The following is a 1,031-nucleotide window of genomic DNA, read 5'->3' on the forward strand; positions in this document are numbered from 1 at the left end:
CCACCCAGAAGCGCGCGGCCAGCGCATCGCGCCCAGCGATGTCATCGATCAGCAGCGCGCGCAGCCAGTCCATCCCCATCCGCTCGATCCACGGCGCGGTGCGCTCCAGATAGCGGGCATGTTCGCGGTAGAGCTGGACGAAAGCGGCGGCCATGTGGATCGCCTCGTCCTCGGTCGCCACCTTGCAGAGCAGATCGGTGCCGCGCAGGTGGATACCGCCATTTCCGCCCACATGCAGTTCATAACCGCTGTCGACGCAGATCACGCCGAAGTCCTTGATCGTCGCCTCGGCGCAATTGCGCGGGCACCCTGACACCGCCATCTTGAACTTGTGCGGCATCCAGCTGCCCCAGAACTTGCGTTCCAGCTTGACGCCCAGCCCGGTGGAATCCTGCGTGCCGAAACGGCACCATTCGCTGCCGACGCATGTTTTCACGGTGCGCAGCGCCTTGCCATAGGCATGGCCGGAGACCATCCCGGCGGCGCCCAAATCAGCCCAGACGGCGGGCAGATCCTCCTTCTTGATGCCGAAAATGTCGAGCCGTTGTCCGCCGGTCACCTTGACCATCGGCGCGTCGTATTTCTCAACGACATCGGCAATGGCGCGCAACTCTTTCGGGTTGGTAAGCCCGCCCCACATGCGAGGAACTACCGAATAGGTGCCGTCCTTTTGGATATTGGCGTGCATCCGTTCGTTGACGAAGCGGCTCTGCTGGTCATCGACATATTCGCCGGGCCACGCACACAGCAGGTAATAATTGAGTGCCGGGCGGCAGGACGCGCAGCCATCGGGCGTGGCCCAATGCAGCTCCTGCATGACCTGCGGGATATGGCGGAAACCGCGTTCGACGATCAGCGCGCGCACCTCGTCATGGGTGAAGCTGGTGCATTTGCACATCGGCTTGGCGGTACGTTCGCCTGCGTATTCGTCACCCAGGCTGATAGCGAGCAGCGTCTCGACCAGCCCGGTGCAAGATCCGCAACTCGCCGATGCCTTGCAGGTGGCGCGCACCGCATCAAGCGTGCCTGCG

General features: G+C 63.3%; 1 protein-coding gene. It reads right to left on the minus strand.

What is annotated here, in order from left to right:
• Nucleotides 1-1,031 (minus strand): (2Fe-2S)-binding protein (locus C0456_RS20830; RefSeq protein WP_291056718.1); only part of this gene is annotated, 1,031 nt, incomplete at both ends.

It is taken from the genome of Hyphomonas sp. (assembly GCF_013823385.1).
Taxonomy (GTDB): domain Bacteria; phylum Pseudomonadota; class Alphaproteobacteria; order Caulobacterales; family Hyphomonadaceae; genus Hyphomonas.